The organism is Actinotignum urematis, assembly GCF_051264595.1.
Taxonomy (GTDB): domain Bacteria; phylum Actinomycetota; class Actinomycetes; order Actinomycetales; family Actinomycetaceae; genus Actinotignum; species Actinotignum timonense_A.
This window is the reverse complement of the sequence record NZ_JBOZBG010000001.1, coordinates 236,314-259,779: the sequence shown is the minus strand read 5'-3', so window position 1 is coordinate 259,779 and position 23,466 is coordinate 236,314. Positions and strand designations below refer to the sequence as shown.

Below are 23,466 nucleotides of genomic sequence, written 5' to 3'. Positions count from 1 at the left end.
CTGTGGATGGGCCCTGGACGGATCTTTCCCTGCCTGACACCATCGGCTCAAGCGCTTGGCAGGAGGAGCCGGCGCCCAGAAAACAAGCGACGCCAGTTCAACGAAAGTAAGCGGCGCCAGCGCACAGAAGTCAAACGTAGCCAGCGCGAAGGAAACAGGAGCGAACAAGGGGAGGTCACGGTGGATGGTGTTCTTATCACGGAATCTGCAACGGCGGAGCTGCGCGCCGCGCTCGCGGACGTGAGTGCCGCGCTGGCCCCGCTGCGGGTGGATACCGTGCCAGGAGCGGTAGCGGCGGCATTGGCTGGCACCCCGCCGCCGGCCAGCGTGAGCGCGGGATGCGCGGCCCTGGATAGGCGTACCCGCGATATCGCGGCCCGAGCCGATGAGCTAGCTGCCTCCCTCGCCCTGGCCTGGCGCATCTACCAGGAGGCAGACGGCGGGGCAGGCGCGGATATTTCTGCCCTGGATATTGCGGGCACGAATATTTCTGGTTTGGATATCGCGGGGGTTGGAAGATGAAAGATCTCAGGGTGACGTGGGGGCAACTATGCAGCTGGAACGGGGCCCTGCTCGGAGCGGTCCTCGGTGAGGTGGCGGCCGTACGCCGGCGCTGTGAAGAAGCCAGCTGGCAGCTGCGCCAGCTAGCCGCGCGCTCCTTGGCGGGGGAGTGGGAAGGTTACGGGGCGCGTGCCTTCCTCTCCGATGTGCGGGCCCTGGCCGCGCGCGCCGCCGCGCACACCGACCATATCGACCACCTCATCCAGGCTCTCGGGGAGGCCCAGCATAAAATCACCCGCACCCAAACGGCCGTGAGCGAAGCCCTTTCCCGGGCGGCGGCTTCCGGAATGGAGATCACCCCCACCGGTGAGGTTGTCGATCCGCTCGATGGCGCGGATGCCACCGGGGTAGTGGATTGGGAACGCCGCCAGGTAGCGGTCCGGATTAGGGCGGAGGTAGAGGCAGCCTACGGGTCGGCCGATAATACCCTCAGCTATCTGGACACGGTTTTTACCCAGCTGGCAGCCGGGCAGATAGCCCCGGACGCTCGCACCAACCACTACCATTCGGTCGGGCGGGTGCCGGTCGGGAAAAGTGCGGCCTATGTGCAGGCCTGGTGGGCATCCCTGGGCGATGCCGAGCGCTCTTATGTGCTCGCGCATTACCCCCAGGATCTGGGAAATTTAGACGGAATACCCTATGCGGTGCGGGACCGCGCCAATATTGCCGTTGCCCGCCATGACGAAGAGATGGCCCGCGCCTACTACGATCCGATCCTGGCCGAGCTCTCCGCGGAGATCGCCAGCGCCCGGGCGGATCTTGAGGGTAATTTAGGGAAAACTGATCGGGAGATTCGCACCGCACAGCTTGGTGCGGCCCAGCTGCGTTACGCCACCATAACCGCCAACCTGGCTGCTTACGCCATGATCCGCACCCAGCGCTGCCTGGATCGCAATTGGCGCGAGCATATCTCCGCGGCCCCGGTTCGGTCCGCTTCGCCCCGTGATTCAAAGCTGTACTCATCGCGAACCACGGGGCGATCATCCGCGGCGCACTCGTCCGCCGCGCGACTGTCCGCGGGGCGCGCAGCTCCGGCGCACTCACCCGCGCCGCGTTCCTCCCCGCTGGCAGGCCCCGCACAGTCCGCCCAGTCCGGCCAGCCACGCCAACTCCTCGTGTACCGCGGGCCGAACCGAGCCCGTACCGGAACCGGTGCAGAATTGCGCACCATCCAGGTGGCCCTATCTCAAGGGAATGTGGATACTGCCTCGTCTATCACCATTGAGGTAGGTGGGATGACCACCAATGTGGTGAATTCCCTCGATTCCCATATGGAAGCAGCCGGCCGCTTGGCTACCCTCCAGCAGGAAATTCTCACCGCTCGCGGGGAAACGGGAAGCCCGGCGGTGGTGACCTGGTTTGATTACGCCGCCCCGCAAAGTGCGCTGGATTCCTCTCTCTACACCCCAGCGCGGGCCCGGGAAGGCGCGGCCAGCCTCGCGCGCTTCGCGGAGGGAATTGCCCAGGTCCGCGGGGAAGATTGCCCGCGTATCAATCTGCTGGGGCATTCCTACGGTTCGGTGACGGCCTCAGCGGCCGCGGAGCAGGCTAGGCACGGCGTCGTCGATACCCTTGTGGTGTACGGAACACCCGGGGTTGTGGCCGAAGGATGGGATATGAATACCGGGGCGCACGGGGCCGGAAGCGCCGCCTCCAATCATGTCCTTTCCAATAAGAAAGACATTATTAACGTGGTCAATGCGCTGGGCGGGGGAGCGGTGTCGGGCGGGCATACCGACGCGCTCGGCTTCAATCCGCGCCAGGACCCGGATTTCACCGCGCATCATTTCTCCGGGCGCGGCGGTTTCTTCTCCCAGCATTCGGAATATTTGGAAAACGCGGATTCCCCGCAGATGCGCGAATTGGCGCGCATCACCACGGAGCCTGCCACGGGGCCCGGGGCGCCGCCCGCCACGCTTGCGCCGCCCCGCGAACCACCCGCCGGAGCTGCGCCGTCGCACCCATCCCCACCGGTCCGCCCGCCACCCGGAAGCTAGATGCGCCCCGCGCGCGGAAGGGCTACAATGAGCGGCGTTGGCTATGACCCGGCAATCACCGGTGAGCTCTCGGAAGAACAGCCGCGCGGCCCTGCCCCGCAGCCCAGTAGAACCGAGCGGGTGGATCCGTCAGCGTCCTAATGAAGCGGTTACCCGCCGTACCACGCGTGCGGCGAGTAGCAAATGAGGTGGTACCGCGGTACCGGATATCCGGCGTCGTCCTCATTCCGAATAGGTTTGAGACACGAGGAGACACCGCGTGGATATGTATCCGCTTCATCGCGAGGGCGGCGTGCCCGCCTCCCCGAACTTCCCGAAGATGGAAGAAGGCACCCTCGCTTTCTGGAAGAAAGACAATACGTTCCAGTCCTCCGTTGAGCAGCGTGAATCCGGGCCGCACGGCTCCAATGAATTCGTTTTCTACGACGGCCCGCCGTTCGCCAACGGCCTGCCCCATTACGGTCACCTTCTCACCGGTTACGTCAAGGACGTGGTGGGGCGCTACCAGACCATGCGGGGGCGCCGGGTCGAGCGCCGCTTTGGGTGGGACACCCACGGCCTGCCGGCCGAACTGGAAGCCCAGCGTATCCTCGGGATTGATTCCACCGATGAGATCGAGGATATGGGCATCGCCACCTTCAACGAGGCCTGCCGCTCCTCGGTGCTGCGCTACACCAAGGAATGGGAAGAATATGTGACCCGCCAGGCGCGCTGGGTCGATTTTTCCCACGATTACAAGACCCTGGACACCACCTACATGGAATCGGTGCTGTGGGCCTTCAAGACCCTGTACGACAAGGGCTTGGCCTATGACGGCTACCGGGTGCTGCCCTACTGCTGGAATGACGAAACGCCGCTATCCAATCACGAATTGAAGATGGATGACGACGTCTACAAGGACCGCCAGGACCTCAGCTTGACCGTGGGGCTGCGCCTGGAAACCGGCGAACTTGCCCTTATTTGGACGACGACGCCCTGGACGCTCCCCTCCAATTTGGCGATCGCGGTGGGCCCGGATATTGAGTACCTCACCGTGGTTCCGCGCGAAGGCAAGCTGGAAGGCGAGCGGGTGGTTATTTCCGCCGCGCGCCTGGAATCCTACGCGAAGGAACTGGGTGAAGATCCGGAAGTCGTGGATCGCTTCCCCGGCTCGCAGCTGGTGGGCCGCGCCTACGCCCCGATTTTCGATTACTTCATGAACCGGGCGGCGGACGAAGCCCCCGGCCCGCATGCTTACCACGTTATTGCCGGGAACTTCGTGACCACCGAAGACGGTACCGGGCTAGTTCATATCGCCCCCGCCTTCGGTGAAGACGATATGTTCGCCTGCCAGGAAGTGGGCATCCGCCCCGTGGTGCCGGTGGACGGTGCCGGGCGTTTCACCTCCGAGGTGCCCGATTACGAAGGCACCCAGGTTTTTGATGCCAATCTGCCCATCACCCGCGATCTGCGCGAGGGAACCGGGCCGCTGGCACGCCGCCCGGAAAACGAGCGCGCCGTGCTGGTCCAAGAACGCTCCTACCTGCACTCCTACCCGCATTGCTGGCGCTGCCGCAAACCGCTCATCTACAAGGCGGTCTCTTCGTGGTTCGTGCGGGTAAGTGCCTTCCGGGATCGCATGGTCGAGCTCAACGAACAGATCGAATGGACCCCGGCGCATATCAAGCACGGCCAATTCGGCAACTGGCTGGCCGGAGCGCGCGACTGGTCCATTTCCCGCAACCGCTTCTGGGGCAGCCCCATCCCGGTGTGGCGCTCCGATGACCCCAACTATCCACGCGAAGATGTGTACGGTTCCCTGGAAGCACTTGAGCGTGATTTCGGGCGCCTGCCGCGCAACGAGAAGGGCGAGGTGGATCTCCACCGCCCCTATATCGATGAGCTGACCCGCCCCAACCCGGACGATCCCACTGGCAAGTCCACCATGCGGCGCATTACCGATGTTTTGGACTGCTGGTTCGAATCCGGCTCCATGCCCTACGCCCAGGTCCACTACCCCTTCGAAAATAAGGACTGGTTCGAGGACCACTACCCGGGGGACTTCATCGTCGAGTACATCGGCCAGACCCGCGGGTGGTTCTACACCCTCCACGTGTTGGCCACCGCGCTCTTTGACCGCCCGGCCTTCCGCACCTGTATCTCCCACGGCATCGTGCTGGGTGATGACGGCCAGAAGATGTCGAAATCGTTGCGCAACTACCCGGATGTTTACGAAATGTTCGATGAGGTCGGCGCGGATGCGATGCGTTTCTTCCTCATGAATTCGCCGATTGTGCGCGGCGGGAACCTCATCGTGACCGAACGCGCGCTGCGCGATACGGTGCGCCAGGTGCTGCTGCCGCTGTGGAATGCCTACTACTTCTTCGCGCTTTACGCCTCGACGTGCTCGAAGGGGGAGGGGTACCGCGCCCAGCCGGTGAGTGACCCCTCCGGTCTGGATGTGATGGACCGCTACCTGCTGGCCAGCATTAAGGACCTGGCCGATAAGGTGCGCACCGACCTGGATAACTACGATATTCCGGCCGCCTGCGACCGGGTGCGCGGCTTCCTGGACGTGCTGACCAACTGGTACGTGCGCACCTCCCGGGATCGCTTCTGGAATGAGGACCACGCCGCCTTCGATACGCTCTACACGGCTCTCGAAGTGCTCATGCGGGTTATGGCGCCCCTCGCGCCGCTCGTGACCGAAGAAATCTGGAAGGGGCTGACCGGCGGGCGCTCCGTCCACCTGGAAGACTGGCCTGAACTGCCTGATTCCTGGAAGGACGATGCGCTGCGCGAAGCGATGGACGAGGCGCGCGCCGTCGTCTCCGCCGCGCACTCGCTGCGCAAAACCCACCAGTTGCGTGTGCGCCAACCGCTGCGCACCCTCACCATCGTCACCGACCGTGACCTGGCCCCCTTCACCGATCTCATCGCCCTGGAAGTGAACGTCAAGAATGTTGAACTCAAGGACGTGGCGCAATCGGGGATGAAGGTGAGCCGCGACCTCAAGGTCCTCCCGCGCGAACTGGATCCCCAGCTGCGCAAGATGACCTCCGCGCTGTTCCAGGCCGCCAAGGCCGGGAACTGGAGCGAGGACGGTGCGGACGCGGTGCTGCATACCGACCCGGAGGTACGCCTGGCGCCCGGTCAGTTTGAGATCACCGTATCGGTGGAAGCCGACCCGGGTTCAGTGGCCGCGGCGCTCGATTCCGGGTCCTTCATCGCCTTGGATACCGAGGTGGACGAGGAACTGGAAGCCGAAGGTTACGCCCGCGACGTCGTGCGCGCCGTGCAGGACGAACGCAAGAACGCGCAGCTGCACGTGGCCGACCGGATCTCCCTTAAGCTCACGGTGCCCGCCGAGCGCGTCGATGCGGTTACCCGCTACCTGCCCTTCATCCAGGAGGAAACCCTCGCGGTGGAGGCACAGGTGACGGCGGGCGCGGACGGCGCTGCGGGCGCTGCGGGCGCACCGCTCGGCATCGAGGTGACGAAAGTCGCGCACTAAAAACGCGGTATCACACGGCGCGCTCTGTAACGGCGCGCCGTGATCCTCTAGAGTAGGGTGCCTTGCATGGGCCGCGGTGGATCACCATAGTCTCCGCCGCGGCCCGGCACCGTTCTCACAATCCACACGAAGGTTCAGGGATGAAAAACTCGCGGGTCCTCACGCTCGCTGTGACCGGCTTGGCGCTCTTCGCCATGTTCTTCGGGGCGGGAAATCTTATTTTCCCGGTCATGCTCGGCATTCAAGCCGGCACGAATACCCCGCTGGCCATCGCCGGGTTTATCGGCACCGGGGTGATTCTCCCCGCCATTGGCCTCATCGCCGCCACCTCCAGCCGCGACGGCACCCCGCAAGATATTGCGACCCGTATCGGCCGTATCCCCGGTCACGCGCTGCTGTGGGCGATTTTTATTACCACCGGCGTTTTGTACGCGGTGCCGCGAGTGGCTGCGGTGAGTTTCGAGGTTGCGGTCCGCCCCGTGATGCACGACGACGCCGCAGCCCGCCCCGCCCTCCTCGTTTTCTCCGCTGTGTTCTTCGTGGTGGCCGTGCTCGTGGCCCTCAACCCGGGCAAAATGGTGGACCGAGTAGGAGGTATCCTCACCCCCGCTCTCGTGATCCTCATGGCGATTCTTATTACGGTGGTGGTGTTCAACCTGCCGCCCCAGGTTTCGCTCCCGCAAGCACCGTATGCGCCCAATGCGCTCACCGGCGGGCTGCTGAGCGGGTATATGACGATGGACGCGCTGGCGGCCTTCGTCTTCGGGCTGGTGATTGTGTCATCGTTGCGAGCCAAGGGATTCGCCTCCCGCGGGGCGCTCTTCGGGGGAGCGGCGGGAGTAGCCCTCATCGCAGCCCTTATCCTCGCCGCGATCTACCTGGGGCTCTCCCAGATCGGGGTGCGGGTGGCCACCGAAGGCTTCGCCAACGGTGCGGATGCTTTAGCCGCCGTCTCCGAGCGTTTCTTCGGGCGGGGCGGTCAGCTCATTTTCGGTGCCATCACCATCCTGGCGTGTTTGACCACAGCGATTGGCCTGCTGGGCGCCGCCACCCAGTTCTACCGCAGCTACCTTCCGGGCCTGGCCTACCGCCCCCTCCTCATCGGGCAGGGAATGTTCGCTTTTGCCATGTCCACGCTGGGGCTGGAAGGAATCCTCAATTTCATTAACCCGATCAACCGCTTTATTTATCCCATCGCGATTGTGCTTATTTTCGTGACGCTTGTTGATCTTGCGGTTCCCGGACGCCTCCACTGGTCCTACCGGGCTTCCGCCTGGATCGCGGCGCCTTTCGCTCTCCTGGACGGCTTGGTTGTGACCGAATGGGATATTTTCGCCCCCGTGGGTGAGCTTCTGGCGATAGTGCCGCTCGGGGAAGAAGGCTTGGCCTGGGCCGGGCCGGCGCTCCTTGGCTTCGTGTTCGGTCTGGCAGCGGACGGGATCCAGGGGCGGTTGTTCCCGCCGGCACTGGTGCGGGGCACGGCGGCGCCGACGGAGGCGCCAGTATCCTGAGACGGGGTGTTGCGGGGCGCCAGTATCCTGAAACGGGGTTGTCGTGAGGCGCCAGTATCTCCTGACGATGCTCCGGTAGGCGGCTTACGGTGCGGCGGGGAGCCTATCTGCACGTGCCGGGAAGCCAGTGGTGCTCCCGAGGGTGCCTACGGGGCGCCGGTGAACGCTCGCGGTGAAACCGTTCTTTCTATGTTTTAATGAAAGCACGTAGAACTCCGCGGGAGTTCCCCAAGGATGTGGAGAGAAACATGGCAACACAGCACACCCCGGAAAAAATCATTTTGGATTGCGATCCCGGTCATGACGACGCCGTTGCGATGCTGCTGGCGTGGGCAAATCCGCAGATTGATCTGCTTGCCGTCACCACGGTGGGCGGCAACCAAACGCTAAAGAAAGTTACGAATAATGCCCTCGCCGTGGGCACCGTTATGAAAATGACGGGAGTGCCTTTCGCGGCCGGATGCGACCGCCCGCTGGTACGCCCGGTGGAAGTCGCCCCCGATATTCACGGTGATACCGGTCTGGACGGCACAGAATTACCTACCCCGGCTATCGAGCTTGATTCCCGGCACGCCGTCGATCTCATTATTGACACTGTTATGGCGCACGAACCGGGTACCGTCACCCTTGTCCCCACCGGCCCGCTCACCAATATCGCGCTCGCGGTACGCAAGGAACCGCGCCTGGCCGAGCGCGTCAAGCAGGTGGTTCTCATGGGTGGGGGCTACCACGTTGGAAACTGGTCCGCGGTGGCCGAATTCAACATCAAGATCGACCCGGAAGCGGCGCATATCGTTTTCAACGAGCCGTGGAAGGTGGTCATGGTTGGCCTGGATCTTACCCACCAGGCCCTCTGCACCCCGGAAGCCTACGCGAAGATTGACGCGGTGGGCACCCAGCCGGCCCGCTTCGTCCACGAACTCATGGACTTCTTCCGTGCCTCCTACCAGGACGCGCAGGGCTTCGATTACCCGCCGGTCCACGATCCGTGCGCCGTGGCCTACCTTATCGACCCGACCATCGTGGAAACGGTGCAGGTGCCCATCGATGTGGAACTCACCGGCACCCTCACCGTGGGGATGACGGTGGCTGATTTCCGCGGCCCCATTCCCGAAGATTGCCACACCTGGGCTGCGACCCGGCTCGATCACGGGCGTTTCTGGGATCTCATCGCCGATGCGCTGGAGCGCGTGGGCGAACACCACTACCTGGGCTAATCACGGGGCTAAGCCCCGTCCAACCCAACCTTTATGAACGGAGGACGGCGCTGCCACGGTGCGGCGTCGTCCTCCCCGGTGAGAAAGAAAAAACTATGGCATCTTCCGTTCCCGCGCGTGCCGGCCAGGCGCAATCCGGTTCGCGCACGAATATTATCGTGCTGATGGCCGCGCTACTGTGCGCGGTCTTCGCTTTCCAGCTCAACGCCTCCATGCTCTCCCCAGCGCTGCACACCATGAGCGTGGAACTGAACGCGACTGACGTGGAAATCGGCGTGACCCAAACGGCGTTCTTCGCCTCCGCCGCGCTCTTCTCCCTCTTCCTGCCGCGCTGGGGTGACCTGATCGGGCGCAAGAAGATTCTGTTGGGCATGCTCCTGGCCACCGGGATCGGATGCGTGGTTTCCGCACTGGCGCCCAATGTCACCATCCTCGGTATCGGGCGCGTGATTCAGGGGACGGCGGGGCCGATGGTGCCCCTCACTCTCGTCATGCTGCACCAGGAAGTACCCGAGCCGCGCCGTTACGCCAAGTACATGGCGATCTTGACCTCCGTCAACGGCGGTATCGCCGGGGTGGACGCCCTGCTGGGCGGTTGGCTCGCCGGTAACTGGGGCTTCCGCTCCGTTTTCGCGTGCATGGCGGTTGTGTGCGCCATCGCTTTCGTGGCGTCGATGTTCGGAACCCGCGAATCGCAGGGTGACCGCACCCCGATGGACTGGCCCGGCGTTATCGCACTGCTCATCGTTTTCGGCTGCGTCTACTTCGCCTTCAACGAATTGGGCAAGCTCGGGGATGCGCGCTGGTGGCTCATCGGTGTGGAAATCCTGGTAGCGGCCGTATCCGCGGTGATTTTCTGGAAGATCGAATCTTCGCGCGCCCACCCGCTGGTGGCCACTCGCTACCTCAAGCAACGGCGCACCTGGGCGCTGCTATCCACCACCCTCTTCACCATGACGGGGGTATTCGCGGTCATGAACGGCCTCATCCCGAACCTCGCGCAGCTGGAAGCCAGCGCCGGTGGCCTGGAGCTCCCGGCAGAAACAGTATCCTTCGTGACGCTGACGCCCTACGCTATCGCCGGCCTCATTATGGGCCCGATTGCCGGGCAGCTCGCTTCACGCTTCGGCTACAAGAAGGTGCTCCAGGCGGGGCTGCTCTCCACGGTCATTTTCCTCGGTATCGCGGTCTTCGGTGTTGGGGCATCCTCGAAGTCGCTTATCTTCTTCCTGTGCGTGGCCATCGGTATCACCTACGCCGGCACCGTCAATATCATGCTCAACGGCTTGGGCGTTGTGCTTTCCCCGGCCGATAACCAGGGTTACCTGCCGGGCATGAATGCCGGCGCTTTCAACCTGGGTGCCGGGCTCTCCTTCGCGATCCTGACCGCCGTGGCTACCGCCGTGGGCGGCACCGAGAATGTGGTGGGCGGGTACCAGGCCGGAATCGCGGTGGGCGCGGTCCTCGTGATCATCGCGCTCCTGCTTTCCACCCTCATCCCCTCGGTGGAGAACGCCGAGGAATCTGCGTCCTAAACATATGTCGCCTGAGGATCTGCTCGGGCACCGGTAGACGACCGGGAACGGGGCCCACGGGGCTGGCAGCGCCAGTCGCACCGTGGGCCCCGTGGTATATGCTGGTGTGCCGTGGAAAGGGCAGGTATGGGGACGAATAACGCGAAGCACGACGGCACCGGCCACAACGGTGCGGGGTACGACGACGCACAGAACTATTGCGAGGGGGAACTGGAGCATGCCGGGGACTTTGGCCCGGGGGGAACATCTGAGGCTCCCGATGCGGAGGAGCCCCGTGATCCGGAAGGTGCACGGGATCTGGAGGATCCCCGTGATCCGAAAGAAGCGCTGGATCCGGAGGCGGCGCGGGAAGCCGAACTTGATGCGGCACTCACCGAGGTCCTCAGCTCCGGGCTTTTTGGGGACGAAGCCGTTATCCGGGAGGTCAAAGAATCACCCGATCCCATTATCGAGCTAGCGGATACCACCGCGGAGGAAGACCGAGTGGAGGACATCTACCGCGATATCCTCACCCGCGCTCCTGAACACAAGGTGCAGCCTTCCCTTGAACGCGTCCAGATGTGCTTGGATTTACTTGGCAACCCGCACCATTCCTACCGGTGCGTGCACGTGACGGGCACCAACGGAAAAACCTCGACGGTGCGCATGATCGAAGCACTGCTGCGCGAGCATGGCCTACGCACCGGGCGCTTTACCTCCCCGCACCTGGTCTCGGTACGCGAACGCATCGCCATCGACGGGCATAACATTTCCCGGGCGGATTTCATTCAGGCCTGGGAAGATGTCGCGCCTTTCGTTGAGCTCGTGGATCAGCGTTCCCAAGCGGAGGGCGGGCCGCGCATGAGCTTCTTCGAAGTTTTCGTGGTCATGGCCTACGTAGCTTTCGCGGCCGCACCCATCGATGTGGCCGTGGTCGAAGTTGGTATGGGGGGACGGTGGGATGCCACCAATGTGATCGACGGCGACGTCGCCGTCCTCACCCCCATAGCCCTGGACCACGAACGCTGGCTCGGGCACACCATCGCGCAGATCGCCGGGGAGAAAGTAGGGATTATTAAGCCCGGAGCCAGCGTGGTGAGCGCCGCCCAACCCGAGGACGCCGCTGCGGCTATCGCTCAGGCAGCCCACCAGGCTCGCGCCCACGTATCCGTTTACGGGAAAGATATCGAGGTGCTTGGGCGGGAGACAGCGGTAGGCGGTCAGCTTATGACGGTGCGTACCCCCGCGGCTCGCTACGACGATATTCCCCTCGCGCTGCGCGGCTCCTACCAGGCGGAGAACGCGGCCCTCGCACTCACGGCGGTTGAAGCATTCTTCGGCGGGCGCGCGCTTTCCGGTGACGTCGTCGAACATGCTCTGATGGCCGTGACCTCGCCCGGACGTCTCGAAGTGGTGCGCACTTCGCCCACCGTCCTCGTGGACGCGGCCCACAACCCCCACGGTGCGGCGCATACCGCCGCCGCGCTGGAAGAGTACTATCCCGGCCGGCGTGTTGGGGTGCTCGCCATGATGGCAGATAAGGACGTGGAAGGAACTCTCGGGCAGTTCGAGCCGGTACTGGATGCCGTTGTGGTCACCGATATGCCCGGTGAGCGGGCGATGGACGCCGAGGAACTGGCAGAGCTGGCGCGGGAGGTCTTCGGGGAGGATCGGGTGCGGGTGGAACGCGATCTGCTTGCCGCGATTGACGAGGCTGCCGGATGGGCCGAGGCCGAGGCCGGTGAGGAGCTCGCCACGCCGGTGGTGGCGGTCCTCGGTTCGGTCTACCTGGCGGGTATGGCGCGCCAGATCATGGGCAAAGGGACTCCTGATGAAGCTCCCACTGAGTAAAGACGGGGCCGGCACGGGGCACTGACGTGATGCCGCGGTGCGCAAAGGCGATGGCGCGGTGCACTAAGGTGCTGGCGCGGCGCGCTGAATTGGTAGAATCGGTAACGATCTACCAGTCTTCAACTCCGAGGTGGCACTGTGCTCGATATTCTCGCCAGCAATACCGTTCTCGTTGTTTTCATCGTGGTGGCGCTCGGTGCCGCCTTCGGGGCGATTCCTTTTGGTCCCCTGAAATTTGGGGCAGCGGGGGCGCTTTTCATCGGTTTGCTCGTCGGCGCGGTGGTTCCGCCCTCCACTTCGCTCCTTGTGCTGCTGCAAGATCTGGGCCTGGGAATTTTCGTTTATATGATCGGCTTGGAAGCCGGGGAAACCTTCTTCCAGGAGATCCGTAAACAGTTGGGCCTCATGCTCGCTTCGGTTATTGCGATTACGGCCGGGGCGGCAGCCGCGGTGGGACTGGGGGAGCTCCTCGGTTTGCTCCGTGGTACCGCCGTGGGTGTTTTCGCCGGCTCGCTTACCTCCACTCCCTCGCTTGCGCTCGCCCAGGAAATGACCGACCCGGATAACCCCGCCGTGGGCTATTCCATTGGTTATCCGGTCGGGGTCACGCTCGCCATCGTCATGGTCGCTATTTTCATTAACCGGGAATGGAAAGCACGTAACGATCAGCTTGACCCCGATGATGTGGAATTGGAACAAGCAACCGTATATGTGGATCGGGAGATTTCCGCGGAGCAGATGCGGGATATTGCCGGCCAGCAGGTGCGATTCGTAGCCATGCGGCGCAATAGGCGCTGGCATGTGCTCGATATGGAACGGGCTCTGGAACCGGGGGACCGGGTTCGTATTTTTGCTTCCCGAGCCGCACTTTCCGAAGCTATCGAACGCCTGGGTAGCCGCATGCGTCATCGGCGCCTGACCGATCCGTATCTGACGGTGCACCGTTTCACGGTATCCAATCGAGATATTGCCGGCCTCACGGTGGGTTCCCTCCCGCTTTACCGCCGCTTCGAAGCTCGAGTGACGGTGATTCGCCGTGCCGATGATGAAATCCTGGCCACCCCGGAAACCTACCTGGAAATGGGCGACGTGGTAGAAGTCGCCCTACCTACCTCACGGGTCGAGGAACTCGAAGAATACTTCGGCGATTCAGTCTCCAGTTCCTCGGAACTGGACTGGGTAGCGGCAGCCGGCGGGCTTGCCCTCGGCTTCGCCCTTGGACTAGTGGAAATCCCGCTTCCGGGTGGCGCGGCTTTCTCCCTGGGTGCGGCCGGCGGCCCGCTCGTGGTGGGGCTGATCCTCGGAGCGGTGCACCGCACCGGTCGGGTGCCCTGGCAGCTCCCGCGCCCCGCGAATCTCACCCTGCGCCAGTTCGGGCTCATGCTCTTCCTCGCGGCGGTGGGCCTCAACTCCGGTTCTGCTTTTGCCTCCACCGTTTTCACAATGGTGGGCTTGAAATCGCTGCTCTTGGCCGCGGCGGTGAGCATCGTCGGATGCGGGGTTATGATGGCGGCTGCCTGGATCCTCGGTTCCTCCGCCACCCGTTCTTCGGGTGCGGTGGCCGGACTGCTCGGCCAGCCGGCGGTGCTCTCCTACGCCACCTCGCGCACCACCGATAACCGAGTGATGACCGGCTACGCCACCACCTTCGCGATTGCGCTCATTTATAAGATCGTCGTCGTCCCCTTCATGTTCTAGGAACCCGTAACGGTGCGGCGCACCGTCGCACCTTAGCCGCGCACCGTTGCACCGTTAACGGCTTCTGTCGCCGAGCCGCGGCGTGCCACGAATGGCGTCGGTGCTCCTTAGCACCGTATCGACGCCCCGTCGGAGTCCCACCGGTGGTGCCGTCTGGCATAATCTGTAATCGTGCACTTAAAAACCTTGACCATGCGAGGATTCAAATCCTTTGCCACCGCCACCACAGTGCGCTTTGAACCCGGAATTAACGCGGTGGTCGGCCCTAATGGTTCAGGGAAATCCAACGTGGTGGACGCCCTCGCCTGGGTGATGGGCGAGCAGGGCGCGAAAACTCTACGGGGTGGCTCCATGGCGGATGTTATTTTCGCCGGCACCTCGCGTCGTCCCGCGCTCGGACGCGCGGAAGTTTCCCTCACCATCGATAATTCCGATGGCGTGCTCCCCATCGAATATTCCGAAGTGACCATCACCCGTACTCTCTTCCGCGCCGGCGGCTCCGAATACGCCATTAACGGCACCCCGGCACGCCTCCTCGATGTCCAGGAACTGCTCTCGGATACCGGCATGGGGCGGGAAATGCACGTCATTATCGGGCAGGGCCGCCTCGACGAAGTTCTCACCTCCAGTCCCGAAGAGCGCCGCAATATCGTTGAAGAAGCCGCCGGGGTGCTCAAACACCGCCGTCGCAAAGAAAAAACTCTGCGTAAACTCGAAGCGATGAAGGGCTCGTTCACGCGGGTGGAGGATCTCACCGCGGAGCTGCGCCGTCAGCTCGGACCGCTCGCCAAACAGGCGGAGGCCGCCCGCCGTGCCCAGGTTATCCAAGCCACCGAGCGCGACGCTCGGGCCCGCCTTCTCGCTGATGATCTAGCACAGGCGCAGGCGCGGCTGGAAGCCGGGGCTGCCGAAGACCAGCGCACCGCCCAGCTACGTGAAGAAAACCAAGCGGCCCTCACCCAGGCCCGCGCCGCCCTCGCCGAGGCAGAAGAACACCATGCGCGCCTGAGTCCCCAGCTCTCTGCGTTGCGCGATAGCTCCGAGCGGCTCGCCTCCCTCGAGGAACGATTCCGCGCCATGGACGAACTGGCGCGCGAACGCGAACGCACCCTGAGCACCATGCCGGCACGGGGCGGGCAAGACGACCCCGAGGAGCTCCAGGCGCGCGCCGTCCGGGCTCGCGCTGAAGAAGAAGAACTGGAGGGGCGCGTACGTGAGGCCCAGGACGCCCTGCGCACCGTCCTTACCCAGCGTGAGGAAACTGAAACCGCGGAATCTGCCGCTGAGCGAGCCTATAACCAGGCGAGCCGTGCCCGTGCTGACGCGCGGGAGAACGCCGCGCGCCGGGCCGGGAAAGTTTCCGCGGTGCGCTCTCGGCTCGAAGCACTCCAAGCCGAAATTGAACGCGTAGAGAAGGACGTGGCGGCCGCGCGCCAGCGCGTGCAAACCACCAGCGTGCAGGTTACGGCTATCGAAGAAGAACTCGTTGCCACCTCCGCCGGGGACGATACCCTCGCCACCACTCACGAAGAACATACTCGGGCTCATCTCGCGGCCCGCGCCGCCGTGGAAGACGCCCGTGCGAACGAGGCGCGTGCTCGCGAGGAAATGGCGCGCTTACAAGCGATTGTCGATACTCTCGCGCTCTCGCTGGAACCCGAAGATGCCACTGCCTGGGCTATCGAGCACGGTGCGGCCCTGTTGCGCGACCACCTCCACGTGGAACGCGGATGGGAAAGCGCGGCGGAAAATGCGCTGATGGGCGCCGCATCCGGCGCGGTGGTGGACAATCTGGACAGCGCCGTCGATATTTTGCGGGGTGCCGCGCAGGCGCAAGCCGGGCGCCTTACCCTCACCATTACGGGAGGGAAGAACGACGACGCCGCAGCTGCCGCCCGCGAAGCTGCGCTCAATGCTGCTTTCGAAACGGTGCGCCCAGATCCGGATGCCGCAGTTCATGCCCTGGCGGTGGTGAGCGGGTCCCAGGCAGGCAGCGATCTAGCTGGCCTCCTCACACAGCTCCTGGCAGGCACCGCCCTCACTGCCGATCTTGTGACCGCCCGTCAGCTCGTGAGTGCCGGGGCTCCCCGTGCGGTGACACGGAGCGGAGACATTATCACTGCGTGCACCGCTACCGGGGGAGAGGCCACCGCCGCTGCTACCCTCGCCCGCCAAGCTGCCTACCAGGAGGCCTCCGAGCAGCTTGATGCCGCCGCCACCGCAGCCGACGAGGCAGCCGCGGCGCTCCGGAAAGCGGAGAGCGCTGAAGAAGATGCCCGCGCCCGCGCCGAAGCTTCCGGGAGTGAACTGACGGCGCGCGATTCTAACCTGGCCGCCGCCACCGCCCAATTGGGGGCCCTGCGCCAGGCCCTCTCCGCCGCGCGCGCCGATGAAGAGCGCACCGTCGCCCGCGCCGCCTCCTTGCGGGAAGATATCGCCGCCCGGCAAGCAGAGCTGGATAGCTTCGCGGAGCCTGAAGAAGATACTGCCGATATTCCAGGTGATGGCGAACTTGCCCGGCTCTCTCAGCAGCGCGATAGCGCGCATGAGGCCGCCGTGGGAGCCCGCAAACAGGAAACGGAGGCTCGGCTGGCGCTGCGCACCGCCGAAGAACGCTTCCGGGCCCTGAGCGGGCGGGCTGATGCCCTGGATAACCGGGCCCGGCTGGCCCGCGAACGTATTGAGCGGGAAGAACGCGCCCGCCAGATCCGTGGCCAGCACGCGGTGCTGGCGGGGCAGGTCGCAGCCGGGGCGGTGCGCGCCTTGGCTCACGTGCGCAGCCTACGTGCCGAGGTGGCCGAGCGGCGTCGTCGGGTAGAAGAAGAACAACACGGCGCCGAGGGGCAGCTCACGCACCTACGCGAACGCGTCGATCAGCTACGCACCCGCGAACGCGAGCTCGCAGATTCCACCCACGCCCGCGAACTGGCGACCGCCCGTGCCCGCATGGAATACGAGCAGCTAGCCACCCGTGCCCTCGAGGACCTGGGCGTCGATAGCACTACCCTCGTCGAAGAATTCGGACCGCATATCCAGGTGCCCACCGAGGACGGTGCGGTGCCCTACATTCGCGCCGAACAGGAACGGCGCCTGGCTACGGCGCAGCGTGCCCTCGCGAGGCTGGGCACCATTAACCCGCTCGCCCTGGAGGAACACGCCGCGCTGGAAGAACGTCAAAAGTACCTCGCCCAGCAACTTGATGACCTGAAGAAAACCCGCGCCGACCTTCTCGATATTGTGGCGGAGCTTGATGAACGAGTCACCCTCGTTATGAAAGCCGCGCTTAGCGATAGTAGCGCCCGTTTTGAGCAGGTTTTTGCTCGCCTTTTCCCGGGTGGGGAAGGGCGCCTTATTATCACCGACCCGGAGAATGTGCTGACCACCGGGGTGGAAATTGAGGCGCGGCCGCCCGGTAAACGCGTCAAGCGGCTGTCCCTGCTTTCTGGTGGGGAGCGCTCGCTCACCGCTATTGCTTTCCTCGTGGCGATCTTTATGGCTCGCCCCTCCCCGTTCTATGTGATGGACGAGGTGGAAGCCGCCCTTGATGACGTTAATCTGGGGCGCCTTCTCGAGATTTTCCGGGAATTGCAGCGCTCTTCCCAGCTCCTGGTCATCACCCACCAGAAACGCACCATGGAAATTGCCGATGCGCTATACGGGGTGGCAATGCGCGAAGACGGGGTATCCACCGTGGTTTCCCAGCGCATGTCTGAGCTGCGCGAACAATGAGACTTACGTTGCAGTTCGGTAACAATTCCGCTCGCGGGCGGGTTGGAGGTAGCCGTCCGCCGCAAAAATTCTCATAATGAGACCGTGCCCCTTATCATCGTTGTTATCGCCATCATTATCGCTGCCGCAGCGCTGGTGTATGCCCTGTCCTTTGCGCGGAATTCCGGGAAAAGCGCTGGAACATCCGTCGCGGAATCTTTTGACGCGTGGCGCTCTGATGAACTGGATATGGACACCTATGACATCGTCCACCACGATACGGCAGTAGACGATATGTTCGAGGCTTTCGCGCACGAATCCGAAGCTTATATCACTTCCGAAACCCTCGATGAGCACTTTGACCGCGCGCGGGAAACGGAGCGTGAAATCTCGGAAACGGTGCGCCGCAACAGTGAAAAACTGCGGGCTCGTATTCCCGCCCCGCCGCTGCGCCGTCGCGCCGTGAGCGCCGAAGAAGAAAACCGCGCGGAAGTGGAGGGCGCGGGCGTCGCAGGAGTCGTGGACGGTGTGGATGGTGCGGACGTCGTGGGCGTTGCTGCGGAGGCACCGGAAGAAAGCCACGGCACGGACGTCGCAGAAAGTTTCGCGCCTGAGGATACTGACGAGCGCGAACGGCGCAGCGCCTAAAACCTTCTAGGTGGAAAAACTTGTCCCCCTCTGCAAGACTGGAGGGGTGGATAATCCTGTAGTTCTTGCACTTGTCATCGCTGGCGTTGCCGCCCTCCTCCTCGTTCCCCTCGTCATTTCCCTGGTCAAAAAGAACCAGCGGCGCGAGGAATTGGAACGCCGGGATACCCCAGTTCTTGAAGGGGATGGTGCGGCAGAAGCCGCGGAGGGTACCGATGCGGAAGCACCCGGCGAAACTCCCGGTGAAAGCACCAGCGATGCCACCCCGGCTATTGTTACCGTTCCGGCTGTTGAACAACCCGAATCGATTCCCTCCCGGATGCAGCGCCTGCGGGCCCGGCTGGCTCGCTCGGGCGGTTTCGGGCAGGCACTTTTGGCGATTCTCTCGCGCGGGGATCTTTCCGCGGCCGACTGGGAAGAACTGGAAGATACCCTCATCATGGCCGATGTGGGGCTGGATGCTACCAGTGAGATCATGGAGGGCCTGCGCTCGCGGGTGAAAATTGAAAGCACCAGCGACCCGCAGCGGGTACGCGAAATTTTGCGTGAGGAACTGCTGCGCCACGTGGGTCCGGATATGGATCGCTCCCTCAACCTCACCCGCAGCGAAGCGGATTCCGGCGCGGTGCATCCCGCGGCGGTTCTTATGGTGGGCGTGAACGGCACCGGGAAAACCACCACGGTGGGTAAGCTCGCGCGCCTGCTGCGCGCGCAGGGAACCACGGTGCTGCTCGGGGCTGCTGATACCTTCCGGGCGGCCGCAGCGGATCAGCTGGTCACCTGGGGCGACCGCGTGGGAGTCGATGTGGTGCGTTCGGATCGCGAAGGTGCCGATCCGGCCTCCGTCGCTTTCGATGCGGTGGCGCAGGCCGATGCTGCCGGAGTGGACGTAGTGATTGTGGATACCGCTGGACGCCTCCAAAATAAGGCCGGGCTTATGGACGAACTTGGAAAAATCAAGCGCGTTATGGAACGCACCGCGCCGGTCAATGAAGTTCTTCTCGTCCTGGATGCCACCACGGGGCAAAACGGGATGCAGCAGGCCCGCGTTTTCGCGGAGGTCACCGGGCTGACCGGTATTGTGCTCACCAAGCTGGACGGCACCGCCAAGGGCGGCATCGTTATTTCGGTGCAGCGTGAACTGGGCGTGCCCGTCAAACTGGTGGGCCTGGGGGAGGGGCCGGACGACCTGGCTCCCTTCGACCCGGAAGATTTCGTCGATTCCCTACTGAACTAAGTGGGGGAAGTACGGGAAGTGCGGAGCGTGGGGCAAGGAGCGGGCAGAGACGCGCGGGCTGGTATCCCGGCGCCACGTTTGCGGGTAGCTCTACCGCCGCACCATACCTCCGCATCAGCGGGCACGCCGCCGCACCAGCGGCGAATATGCGCGCCCGCGCCCCCTGCTTTACAATGGAACGAGTTTTTGACGCGAAGGCTGGCCAGTGTTTAATAATCTTTCCGACCGGATTTCCGGTGCATTCAAGAATCTGCGCTCCAAGGGTGTTCTCACCCAGGCGGATGTAGAAACCACCATTAGCGAGATTCGGCGTGCCCTCTTGGACGCCGATGTCGCGCTTCCCGTGGTGCGCGAGTTCACCGCCGCGGTGCGCGAACGAGCCACCGGTGCGGTGCGCTCCCAGGCCCTCAACCCGTCCCAGCAGATCGTCAAAATTGTTAATGACGAACTCATCGAGATTCTCGGCGGGGAAACTCGGGAACTGAATTTTGCGCAGGGGCGGCCCACCGTGGTCATGCTCGCCGGCCTCCAGGGCGCGGGTAAAACCACGCTGGCTGGTAAGCTCGGGCGTTGGTTCGCCCGCGGGGGCCGCAAGGCGCTTCTCGTGGCCTCCGATTTGCAGCGCCCCAACGCCGTGCAACAGCTCCAGGTGGTGGGCGAACGCGCCGGGGTGGATGTATGGGCTCCCGAACCCGGTAACGGGGTGGGTGACCCCATCCAGGTGGCCGCCAGTGGCGTGGACTACGCCGCCGCGAACGGCTACGGCGCCGTCGTGGTGGACACCGCCGGGCGTTTGGGTATCGACGAGGTCCTCATGCAGCAGGCCGCCGATATCCGGGCCGCCGTCAATCCCGACGAAGTACTCTTCGTTATCGATGCCATGATCGGCCAGGACGCGGTTGCCACCGCGAAGGCCTTCCAAGATGGCGTTGGCTTCACCGGCGTGGTTATCACCAAGCTCGATGGCGATACCCGCGGCGGCGCGGCGCTCTCGGTGCGCGGCGTGACCGGCAAACCGATTCTCTTCGCCTCCACCGGTGAAAAACTGGAAGATTTCGAACGCTTCCACGCCGACCGCATGGCTTCCCGCATCCTCGATATGGGCGATATTCTCTCCCTTATCGAACGGGCCGAAGCCACCTGGACGCAAGAACAGCAGCGCGAACTCTCGGAAAAAATGAGCGAGGGGTCCTTCGACCTCAATGACTTCCTCGTGCAAATGAATCAAATCAAGCGGATGGGTTCCCTCAAGAAACTCATGGGGATGCTGCCCGGAATGGGGCAGTACCGCGAAGCCCTCGAGCAGTGGGATGAATCCTCGATGGGGCGCGTGGAGGCCATTATCCAATCCATGACGCCCGCCGAGCGCCGTACCCCGAAAATCCTCAACGGTTCGCGCCGTCAGCGCATCGCTCGCGGTTCGGGGACCACCGTCCAGGAAGTCAATCAGCTGGTGCAGCGCTTTGAGGGTGCTGCGAAAATGATGACGCAGATGAGTCGCGGGGGCGGGATGCCGGGAATGCCCGGCATGCCCGGCGTTGGCGGGGGCTCACGCAAACAGAAACGCGCGAAGAAGAACGTTTCGGGCGGCAAGAAGGGGCGTTCGGGGAATCCGGCGAAACGCGCCCGCCAGGAAGCCGAAGCAGCGGCGGCACGGCAGCGTGCCGAACAGGGCTCGGCCTTCGGCAAGGGAGCTCAGCTTCCCGGCGCTGCTCAAGCGGGGCCCGATATGGCAAGTATGGAAGAGCTCAAGCGCTTCCTTAAATAATGCCGACGACGGCGCAGCGGGCAGGAGGAATCTTGCCCGCTACGTTGTTCTTGGCCACGTGGTTATTTCTGGGAGGGAGCGGCGTCGTCGTTCTTCCCCGTGGTTAAAGCCTCCACCACGATATCCGGCACCGCATCAGAAATACCGCCCAACGGCACGTAACCTTCCGGAATGTCCTCGTAGGAACGCGGGTCTTCCAAGGGCTCGACGTGGATGAGGGCACGCAGGTGGGGCACGGCGGCGCGTAATTCCTCCGCGATATCCTCGGCGAGTTCGTGGCCCTCGCGCACCGTCCAGGTGGAGGGCACCAGCAGATCAAAATTACAAAACGATTCACGGCCCGCCACCCGGGTTTGCAGGCCGTGGAAACGCACCTCGCGGCGGGTATGCGAACGGAGAATCGCTACGATTTTTTCGGTATCCGGGTCGGGAAGGGCTGCGTCCATGAGGCCCGCCAGCGACTCACGCAGCAGCTTTACCCCGGTGAGCAGGATATTGGCCGCGACCAGGATAGCGACGATGGGATCGAGAAGAGGCTGATCGGTTAGCGCCACCAGCCCCACACCCACGATCACCCCGGCGGAGGTGATCACGTCGGTCAGGAGATGTTTGCCGTCGGCGCGCAGGGTGGGGGAACGGTGCTTCGCACCGGCGCGCAGCAGGATGGCGCCGACAAGCCCATTGACCAGTGACGCGAGCGCCACGATGCCCAGCCCCCATCCCAGGTCCGAGAGCGGCTGGGGGTGAATAATGCGATCAACTGCGGAAAAAATAATAAAACCGGCCGCCGCGAAAATCATCGCGCCTTCCACGGCGGAAGAAAAATATTCAGCCTTCGAGCGCCCGTAGGTATAGCGCTCATTGGCGGGTTTCGCAGCCGCGGAAAGAGCCAGCACAGCAACGACAGCCGCTGCCAGATTGACCAGCGATTCCGAGGCGTCGGAGAGGAGACCCACCGAACCCGTGAGCCAGTATCCGGCCGCTTTGAGCGCAATGGTGATGAGGGCTGCCGCAACGGAGAGCCAGGCATAGCGCACCAGTTTTGAGGTAGGAGCGGCTGCGGTGGCGGGGGAGTCCACGGCGGCGACGGTGCCCGCAGGCGCGGCGGCAGGAGAGACGGTGGTATTCACGCCTCCCATCTTGCCAGGCACCGTGGGGCTTGTCAGGTTGAAACGGTGGGACGGTGGGATGGAGCGATGGTGAGACGGTGGGCTCGAACCGCGGCTATAGCGGCATCGCCCCGTCGTGGCGGCGTAAGTGATCTCACCGAACGTCCGCACATTGCCGGTTCCCTCCGCCGGGAAATTCTGGCAGAATAGCTAGATGTACTTGGAAGATGCCGGGTCCCTCTCAACCCGGTGTCATCTGTGTTCACGGGTTGCACGGTGCGCGTCCCCCAACCGGCCGGGTAACCCACCCCAATGAGAAAGGATTGACCACAAAAGTGGCAGTCAAAATTCGTTTGAAGCGCATGGGTAAGATCCGTGCGGCCCAGTACCGTATCGTCGTGGCGGATTCGCGTGTCAAGCGCGATGGCAAGGTTATTGAGGAAATCGGTTACTACGATCCCAATACCCAGCCGTCCACCATCCGCATTGATTCTGATCGGGCCCAGTACTGGCTCGGCGTGGGTGCTCAGCCCACCGAAGCCGTGCTCGCGCAGCTCAAGGTGACCGGTGACTGGCAGAAGTTCAAGGGATACAAGGATGGCCAGGAAGGCCGCCTGCGTGTTCCGGAAACTGTGAACGCTGAAGAAGCGCGCGCCGCAGCGGTCAAGAAGGTCCAGGACGACGCCGAAAAGCGCCGTGCTGCCGCCGCCGAAGCGAAGGCGAAGGCCGAAGCGGAAGCTGCGGCTGCTGCCGCCGCTGAAGCTGGGGAAGCCGAAGCTGGCGAAGCTACCGAAGCGGAAACTGAGGAAGCCTAATGCTGACGGACGCTCTGGAACACCTGGTCAAGGGAATTGTTGATTACCCGGATGATGTCAAGGTCTCGGCATCACGTAATCGTCGTGGCGAACTTTTGGAAGTTCGGGTTAACCCTGACGATCTCGGTCGGGTGATCGGCCGCGGCGGGCGCACCGCCAAGGCTCTGCGTACCGTCGTCAACGCGCTTTCGGATGAAGGCTCCGTGCGCGTGGATGTTATCGAAACGGATCGTAACTAACGTAGCGGCATACCGGCCCTCAACCTTTCGGGGTTGCGGGCCGGTTTTGTATGAGCCACCACCGTTGCCCGCCGTGTGCGGGAGCTGAAAGAAGGACACG

The 23,466-nt window shown here is 63.6% G+C and carries 15 protein-coding genes; 14 read left to right on the top strand and 1 reads right to left on the bottom strand.

Annotation, left to right across the window (positions count from 1 at the left end; genetic code table 11):
- Positions 1 to 180 precede the first annotated feature (180 nt).
- From ACRQDJ_RS01135 to ffh, 12 genes are all read left to right on the top strand, one after another.
- Entirely contained in the window at positions 181 to 522 is a 342-nt protein-coding gene (locus ACRQDJ_RS01135) for a hypothetical protein (RefSeq protein ID WP_284904355.1), read from the top strand.
- On the top strand, positions 519 to 2,558 hold the full coding sequence (locus ACRQDJ_RS01130) for an alpha/beta hydrolase (RefSeq protein ID WP_435717717.1): 2,040 nt from the start codon (positions 519 to 521) through the stop codon (positions 2,556 to 2,558). Before ACRQDJ_RS01135 ends, ACRQDJ_RS01130 begins: the two co-directional genes overlap by 4 nt.
- A gap of 265 nt (positions 2,559 to 2,823) precedes the next feature.
- A complete protein-coding gene (gene ileS, locus ACRQDJ_RS01125; RefSeq protein WP_284904406.1) occupies positions 2,824 to 6,051 on the top strand; it encodes an isoleucine--tRNA ligase in 3,228 nt (1,075 codons plus the stop codon).
- A 140-nt stretch (positions 6,052 to 6,191) separates the two neighbouring features.
- Complete coding sequence (gene brnQ, locus ACRQDJ_RS01120; protein ID WP_284904353.1) at positions 6,192 to 7,562, top strand: branched-chain amino acid transport system II carrier protein; 1,371 nt, start codon at positions 6,192 to 6,194, stop codon at positions 7,560 to 7,562.
- Between the two features lie 248 nt (positions 7,563 to 7,810).
- Positions 7,811 to 8,779, top strand: coding sequence for a uridine-preferring nucleoside hydrolase UriH (uriH, locus tag ACRQDJ_RS01115; RefSeq protein ID WP_026428515.1), 969 nt, complete (start codon positions 7,811 to 7,813; stop codon positions 8,777 to 8,779).
- Between the two features lie 95 nt (positions 8,780 to 8,874).
- On the top strand, positions 8,875 to 10,314 hold the full coding sequence (gene uriT / locus ACRQDJ_RS01110; protein ID WP_301574946.1) for a uridine transporter UriT: 1,440 nt from the start codon (positions 8,875 to 8,877) through the stop codon (positions 10,312 to 10,314).
- Positions 10,315 to 10,440: 126 nt separating this feature from the next.
- Positions 10,441 to 12,144, top strand: coding sequence for a bifunctional folylpolyglutamate synthase/dihydrofolate synthase (locus ACRQDJ_RS01105; protein ID WP_284904349.1), 1,704 nt, complete (start codon positions 10,441 to 10,443; stop codon positions 12,142 to 12,144).
- A gap of 138 nt (positions 12,145 to 12,282) precedes the next feature.
- Positions 12,283 to 13,842, top strand: a complete 1,560-nt coding sequence (locus tag ACRQDJ_RS01100) for an aspartate:alanine exchanger family transporter (protein ID WP_284904348.1) — start codon at positions 12,283 to 12,285, stop codon at positions 13,840 to 13,842.
- 171 nt (positions 13,843 to 14,013) lie between these two features.
- Positions 14,014 to 17,571: a chromosome segregation protein SMC gene (smc, locus tag ACRQDJ_RS01095; RefSeq protein WP_284904347.1), complete on the top strand. Its 3,558-nt coding sequence runs from the start codon at positions 14,014 to 14,016 to the stop codon at positions 17,569 to 17,571.
- Positions 17,572 to 17,655: 84 nt separating this feature from the next.
- A complete protein-coding gene (locus ACRQDJ_RS01090) occupies positions 17,656 to 18,198 on the top strand; it encodes a hypothetical protein (RefSeq protein WP_284904346.1) in 543 nt (180 codons plus the stop codon).
- A gap of 46 nt (positions 18,199 to 18,244) precedes the next feature.
- Complete coding sequence (gene ftsY, locus ACRQDJ_RS01085) at positions 18,245 to 19,435, top strand: signal recognition particle-docking protein FtsY (protein ID WP_284904344.1); 1,191 nt, start codon at positions 18,245 to 18,247, stop codon at positions 19,433 to 19,435.
- Between the two features lie 205 nt (positions 19,436 to 19,640).
- Positions 19,641 to 21,203, top strand: a complete 1,563-nt coding sequence (ffh, locus tag ACRQDJ_RS01080) for a signal recognition particle protein (protein ID WP_087071003.1) — start codon at positions 19,641 to 19,643, stop codon at positions 21,201 to 21,203.
- 62 nt (positions 21,204 to 21,265) lie between these two features.
- Here ffh and ACRQDJ_RS01075 read toward each other — a convergent pair whose 3' ends face one another.
- A complete protein-coding gene (locus ACRQDJ_RS01075) occupies positions 21,266 to 22,342 on the bottom strand; it encodes a cation diffusion facilitator family transporter (protein WP_101595133.1) in 1,077 nt (358 codons plus the stop codon).
- A gap of 305 nt (positions 22,343 to 22,647) precedes the next feature.
- On the opposite strand from ACRQDJ_RS01075, the gene rpsP reads away from it, so the two are divergent.
- Both rpsP and ACRQDJ_RS01065 read left to right on the top strand, forming a co-directional pair.
- Positions 22,648 to 23,127: a 30S ribosomal protein S16 gene (gene rpsP, locus ACRQDJ_RS01070; protein ID WP_126135005.1), complete on the top strand. Its 480-nt coding sequence runs from the start codon at positions 22,648 to 22,650 to the stop codon at positions 23,125 to 23,127.
- A complete protein-coding gene (locus tag ACRQDJ_RS01065; protein ID WP_026428525.1) occupies positions 23,127 to 23,366 on the top strand; it encodes an RNA-binding protein in 240 nt (79 codons plus the stop codon). The genes rpsP and ACRQDJ_RS01065 overlap by 1 nt, the downstream gene beginning before the upstream one ends.
- Positions 23,367 to 23,466 lie beyond the last annotated feature (100 nt).